The sequence below is a fragment of the uncultured Oscillibacter sp. genome, from assembly GCF_910587525.1.
Classification (GTDB): Bacteria; Bacillota; Clostridia; order Oscillospirales; family Oscillospiraceae; genus Oscillibacter.
This window is the reverse complement of the sequence record NZ_CAJULS010000138.1, coordinates 1-5,881: the sequence shown is the minus strand read 5'-3', so window position 1 is coordinate 5,881 and position 5,881 is coordinate 1. Positions and strand designations below refer to the sequence as shown.

Genomic DNA, 5,881 nt, shown 5'->3' with positions numbered 1-5,881 from the left:
GCGCCCACAGTCTGAAGATTTCAAATGACCCGGCCCTGTCTGTTGGTTATGACGGCGAGAAAGTTACCATGATTCTAAAATCGGACGGGAAGGAGGTGGTTTTTGAGCCGTGACGGTACGGAAGCGCCGAGCATCCGTCAGAGCAAGGCGAAAAAAGCGCGGCAGAAGGTTGATGATGGCTTATCATCTTTGAGAGGAAAAGTCGAAAACGAAGTCAGACTTTAGGTCCTGTTTGAAAAACAGGGCCTAACTCGAAAAGATATAATTCTTTTGACAAAATCCGGCAAAATACATTGGATTTTGCGATATAATTCAACATTTTTATGGGGTATACTAATTCTTTTGGGATGTGTGGCCCGGGGGTGCGGGCTCCCGGAGCCGAAAAACCCGGCCCTGTCCCAATGGACAGGGCCGGGTTTTTTCCGGTCTGCTTACAGAAATTTCTGCATTCCCTCGGTGGCGGAGGCGGCATCGGCGCTGATGCTCACGGTAAACTTGATGCCGTTGCGCTCGCCAAAGACATCCAGCCAATTCAAAAACGCCTCGGTCTCGCCGTTGATCCCCTGGCCGACAGTCTTGAGCAGATTGTCGATGAACACATGGGAGATGTCGTAATTGCCGGCGTACAGGCCGCTGATAAATCCCCGGTACAGATCATAATTGTTCAGCTTGTACTCCTGCGCGTCGATGAGACGGATATGATAGTGAATATCATATGTCATATTGCGGTTTGCCTCAATGCATACCACGTGGCCGGGCTCGTCCTTTGCCGCGTTGTTGATCAATTCGATGAGCTGCTTGGTCTTGCCAGAACCCTTCACGCCCATAATCAGTCTGACCATATCAAATCACTCCTGTCATTTAGAATCTCCGTTCGGGGAGACTTTGTTGTGTTAAGGATACCATAGTCCCCGGGAAAAAACAATGCAAAAAACACGAGTTTGGGATTTATTCACAAATTTTCTACGTCCCACTGTCGAAAAGGGGAGAAAAGCGGCGCCTTCCGGCACCGCTCTCCACTTTATTTCTTCAACTTGGCCTCCAGCTCGGCTTTCCGGTCTTCATAGCCGGGCTTGCCCAACAGAGCAAACATGTTCTTCTTGTAGGCCTCTACGCCGGGCTGGTCAAAGGGGTTCACCTCCAGCAAATAGCCGGAGAGGCCGCAGGCGTACTCAAAGAAGTAGATCAGCTGGCCCAGGCTCTTGGCGTCCTTGCCGCCCGCTTCCACGATCAGGTTGGGCACGCCGCCCTCGGTGTGGGCCAGCAAGGTGCCCTCCATGGCCCGGTCCCGGATGAAGTCCATGGGCTTGCCCGCCAGGAAGTTCAGCCCGTCGCCGTCGTCCTCGTCCCGGGGGACGTACAGCTGGTGCTCCGAGGCCCCCAAACGCACCACGGTCTCAAAAATGTTCCGGGTGCCGTCCTGCATATACTGCCCCATGGAGTGCAGGTCCGCGGTGAACTCCACGCTGGCGGGGAAAAGACCCTTGCCGTCCTTGCCTTCGCTCTCGCCGTAAAGCTGCTTCCACCACTCCAGCATGAAGCGGAAGGCGGGGTCGTAGCAGGCCAGGACCTCGATGCTCCAGCCCTTCTGATACAGCGCGTCCCGGAGGGCGGCGTAGGTCCAGGCGGGGTTTTCATAGGAGGCGGTCTCGCAGAGCTTCATCATCTTGGCCGCGCCGCCCATGAGCTCTTCAATGCCGATTCCGGCCACGGCGATGGGCAGCAGGCCCACGGCGGTGAGGACGGAGTACCGCCCGCCCACGCCGTCGGGCACCACAAAGCTCTCCCAGCCCTCCTCGTTGGCCAGGGATTTCAGAGCCCCCCGGGCCTTGTCGGTGGTGGCGTAGATGCGCCCCTTGGCCCCGGCCTTGCCGTATTTCTTCTCCAGGGCGTCCCGGAAGAAGCGGAAGGCCACGGCGGGCTCGGTGGTGGTGCCGGACTTGGAGATGACATTGACAGAGAAGTCCACGCCCTCCAGCAGGTCCAGAACCTCCTGCATGGCGTCGGCGGAGAGGCCGTTGCCCATAAAATACACATTGGGCGTACTCTTCTTTTTCAGGTTGTAATTGGGAGAGCACAGGCAGTCGATGACGCCCCGGGCGCCCAAATAGGACCCGCCGATACCGATGACCACCAGGGCCTGGGAATTTTTCTGGATCTTGGCCGCGGCGGCCTTGATGCGGGCAAACTCCGCCTTGTCGTAATCCCGGGGCAGGTGGACCCAGCCGGTAAAATCCCCGCCCAGGCCGGAGCCGTCCTGGAGGCGCTCGTGTGCACTTTTCAGCTGGGGAGCCAGGGTATCCTCATAGGGCTCGGAGAGGAAGGTCTCCATCTGAAACAGTTTGACATCCAACATAATCATCGATCCTTTCTTATGTGCTGGAAACACGGCCCAATTCGCCGCTATTATAAATGCAGTATACCATTCCAGCGGACCGGAGGCAAGAGAAAACCGTCACAGCCCCGCCGAAAAATGGAAATACCTTTGGTCAATCCGCTAAAAAGGCCATGCGCAGCGTCCGCAGGAACATCTGCCAGAAAGTGACCCGGGGAATCTCCTCGCCCGCCAGCAGGGGGATCTCCGCCACAACCTCCCCGCCGTCCCCGGCAGTGACCGTCAGAGCCCCCAGGCTGTCCCCCAGGGCCACCGGAGCCTCCACGGACTCCGCCAGGGTGACGGTCTGCTGTAATCCGGCGGCCTTGGACCTCTCCAGCAGCAGCGCCCCACCGTCCCCCAGCACCGGCTGGACCGTGGCTTGGGTACCCAGGGCCACCGGCACCGGGGCCAAAGGCGTCTCCGGCACGATTTTAGTCAGGGTGTACCCGGCAAAGCCGTAGTTCAGCAGCGTCTGGGCGTCCTCAAACCGCTGGGCGGAGGTGGCCCCCTTCATGATCACGGCGATGAGCTCCATACCGTCCCGCTCCGCCGTGGCGGAGAGGCAGTAGAGGGCGTTGTCCGTGGAGCCAGTCTTGAGGCCCGTGGCCCCCTGGTAAAAGCGCACCAGCCGGTTGGTGTTCACCAACTGGGACTCCCCTCCCCGCAGGGAGTCCATCCAGATGGTGGTATACTTGCGGATGTCCGGATGGTTCAGCACCAGCTCCCGGCTCATGAGGGCGATGTCGTAGGCGGACGTGACGTGGCCCGCCGCCGGGAGCCCCGTGGCGTTTTGGAAGGTGGTGTCGTTCATGCCCAGCTCCTTGGCCCGCTGGTTCATGCGCTCCACAAAGGCCTCCTCGCTGCCGGCAATCTGCTCTGCCAGAGCTACGGCGCAGTCGTTGGCGGAGACCACACAGACGGCCTTGAGCATCTCGTCCACGGTCATCTGCTCGTTCTCCTTCAGCCAGATCTGGCTGCCGCCCATGGAGCAGGCGTGGGCGGAGGCGGTGACCATGGTGTCGTAGCTCATCTGGCCGCTGTCGATGGCCTCCATGGCCAGCAGCAGCGTCATGACCTTGGTAACGCTGGCGGGCTCCCGCCGGGTATGTTCGTCCTTGGCAAAGAGAATGGTCCCCGTCTCCTTCTCCATCAGCAGGGCCGAGGGCGCGGAGACATCCACAGCCTTGGCGCCGGCCGTCAGCGCCAGCACGGCGCACAGCAGCGCAATCAATCGTTTCATAGAGATTCCCCCCTTGCAGCATTGGTAAACTCTATGAAACCGGGAGGACATTCATGACAGGCCCGGAAGCCCCTTACGGGCAAAAAGCTGTCCACAGCGAAAACAGCTGAACGGTCCGCCGCGAAGCGCGGCCGCCGTTCAGCTGTTTCGTTTTTCAGAGTCCCTGCCCCAAAGCGTACCCCTGACGGAATACCCATGCGGCAGACAATAGCAGAAGGCTGGTCAGCCCATACCCAAACAGGATGCCTGTCCACAGGCGGCGGCGGTTCCGGCTCTCATAGGCTGTACAAAGCTGAATCACGCCGTCCAGCACCAGCGGAAGCAGCAGCGCCGCAGACCAGAGGGGCCCGGGATGGTACAGCCACCATGTCGCCAGCGCGGCTAGGATGCCCGCCAGCTCTCCCGTACAGCGGGCACAGACCGGAAACTGCTTCCCCTTATAGAAAAAGGAGCGGTCTGGCCGGCAGTGGCATCCGAAGAAAATAGGGAGCCACTTGCAAAGCCACGCCTTAAAGCATTGCCGCGCCAATGCCGATGACGAACATCAACACATAGAACAGAACGCCGCAGATAACGCTCACCAGAGCGCCCATGCCGGCGGCCTTACTGGTCTTGGGCTTGGTATCCTTCCACACCAGGAACAGAATCAAACCCACCAGTGGGATACAAAAGCCCAGCAGACCCCACAGGAAGCCGCCGTTATCCGCTGTCTGCGGGGTTTGAGCCGCGCCGCAGCGCGGGCACTCGCTGGCCTGCTCACTGATTTCCGCTCCACACTTCTTGCAAAATGCCATAATGCTTTCTCCTCCAAACCATGTTTTTCACACCCGCATAAATCCGTAAAATACTCACAAAAATGAATTAGGTTTTTCTTAGAAAAACCTAATCATGGCGTATACGCCATGATTCCAGACTGTTTATGAAATTTTACCGGTATTATGCGGGCTTTGCCCATAATATGGGCAATTGTATTTTATACCGTCTGTCCCAGTTTGTCAACTATCCGCGATTTGGGTTTTCGGATGCGGCTTTGCGGGGGCGGGGCTCTGTCCGCTTTCGCGAAAACGCCGGCTCTCCGGCAAACGGGCCGGAACAGAGCCCAGTCCCTACTCCAGTTCCGCCAGCAGCTCCCTGGCCTCCTCCACAATGTAGAGTGTCCCGCCCTGCTCCACAACCATCTCCAGGCGGGCCCGGGCGTTCCGGGTCTCTCCCTGAGCCAGGTCCGCCCGGGCCAGGCGGAAGGCAGAGGTCACCTTCTGAATCCTGGCCGAATAACTAGCGCTCAGCTCCTCCTCCAGCCGTCGGAGAGTCTCGTAATCCCCCGTCTGAAACGCAAAGCCCATGTCCATGACCTTCAGGAGCTGCGCACCCCGCTTTTGCAGGGCGGGCTTTCGGATGATTCCGGCATACCGCTCCATCTCCTCCCGAGCACGCCGGGCGCTTTCCAAGTCCCCCAGCCTGGCAAAGCAGTTAAACCGGAGGTTCCGTACCAACAGCTGGCCGGAGACATCCTTCTCTGAGACCGACAGACTGTCCGTCATGGTCAGGGCTTCGGAGAACCGGCCGCACCACTCCACGCCGACCGCCTCATTGATGGCCGTGGCTAGACGGTTTCGCTGCCTTTGATGCGTCCCCCGCAGCAGACGGCACACCGCCGTATAGGTCACCGGGTCGCAGTTCTGGTTCAGGATCAGATTCAGGGACAGGAAGTCCCAGGAGATCCAGACGTTAAGCGGCAGAGTGAGCGCGACTAGGAGCGTCATCGCCAGAAGGACCGTTGGAAGCCCGCTGCCCAGCGACCAAATCCCGTGAAAGATACTCACCAGATACACCGCAAAAATCAGGAGAATCAGCCCCTGTTTTATCCGGAGGCCCCGGCAGTAGCTCCGTACAATCTCCTCCGGCGTCTTGCCTTGATACTTCATCAAAATTCCCCCAAAAGGCAAAGGGAGGCGGACTGCCGTCCGCCTCCCTCCTGTATGTCAGATTTTACTTGCTCAGCTGCTCGTCAATGGCCTTGGCGGCGGTCTTGCCCGCGCCCATGGCCAGGATGACGGTGGCCGCGCCGGTTACGGCGTCGCCGCCGGCGTAGACGCTCTCACGGGAGGTCAGCCCGTCCTCGTTGACGATGATGCCACCCTTCTTGTTGATCTCCAGGCCCTGGGTGGTGGACTTGATCAGGGGGTTGGGGCTGGTGCCCAGGGACATGATGACGCAGTCCACATCCAGATCAAACTCGCTGCCCGGCTTCTCGATGGGCCGCC

7 protein-coding genes are annotated in these 5,881 nt (G+C 59.3%); all 7 read right to left on the bottom strand.

Annotated features, from left to right (window positions below):
* Window positions 1–431: 431 nt before the first annotated feature.
* Entirely contained in the window at window positions 432–842 is a 411-nt protein-coding gene (locus tag QZ326_RS10830) for a hypothetical protein (RefSeq protein WP_295745060.1), read from the bottom strand.
* Window positions 843–1,021: 179 nt separating this feature from the next.
* Complete coding sequence (locus QZ326_RS10825) at window positions 1,022–2,356, bottom strand: glucose-6-phosphate isomerase (protein ID WP_295745058.1); 1,335 nt, start codon at window positions 2,354–2,356, stop codon at window positions 1,022–1,024.
* 133 nt (window positions 2,357–2,489) lie between these two features.
* Window positions 2,490–3,617: a D-alanyl-D-alanine carboxypeptidase family protein gene (locus QZ326_RS10820; protein ID WP_295745056.1), complete on the bottom strand. Its 1,128-nt coding sequence runs from the start codon at window positions 3,615–3,617 to the stop codon at window positions 2,490–2,492.
* A 154-nt stretch (window positions 3,618–3,771) separates the two neighbouring features.
* Window positions 3,772–4,146 (bottom strand): DUF2085 domain-containing protein, encoded by a 375-nt coding sequence (locus tag QZ326_RS10815; protein ID WP_295745055.1) that lies wholly within the window; start codon window positions 4,144–4,146, stop codon window positions 3,772–3,774.
* Window positions 4,127–4,411 carry a zinc ribbon domain-containing protein gene (locus tag QZ326_RS10810; RefSeq protein ID WP_295745054.1) on the bottom strand — a complete coding sequence of 95 codons (285 nt, stop codon included), beginning with the start codon at window positions 4,409–4,411 and terminating at the stop codon, window positions 4,127–4,129. Before QZ326_RS10810 ends, QZ326_RS10815 begins: the two co-directional genes overlap by 20 nt.
* Window positions 4,412–4,723: 312 nt before the next feature.
* A complete protein-coding gene (locus tag QZ326_RS10805) occupies window positions 4,724–5,545 on the bottom strand; it encodes a hypothetical protein (RefSeq protein WP_295745052.1) in 822 nt (273 codons plus the stop codon).
* A 61-nt stretch (window positions 5,546–5,606) separates the two neighbouring features.
* The coding region (locus QZ326_RS10800; protein ID WP_295745050.1) for an FAD-dependent oxidoreductase at window positions 5,607–5,881 on the bottom strand (275 nt) is incomplete at its 5' end.

What these genes read in the sequence shown, in the direction of transcription:
- QZ326_RS10830 (WP_295745060.1), bottom strand. Translation starts at nt 842, where the DNA reads ATGGTCAGACTGATTATGGGCGTGAAGGGTTCTGGCAAGACCAAGCAG.
- QZ326_RS10825 (WP_295745058.1), bottom strand. Translation starts at nt 2,356, where the DNA reads ATGTTGGATGTCAAACTGTTTCAGATGGAGACCTTCCTCTCCGAGCCC.
- QZ326_RS10820 (WP_295745056.1), bottom strand. Translation starts at nt 3,617, where the DNA reads ATGAAACGATTGATTGCGCTGCTGTGCGCCGTGCTGGCGCTGACGGCC.
- QZ326_RS10810 (WP_295745054.1), bottom strand. Translation starts at nt 4,411, where the DNA reads ATGGCATTTTGCAAGAAGTGTGGAGCGGAAATCAGTGAGCAGGCCAGC.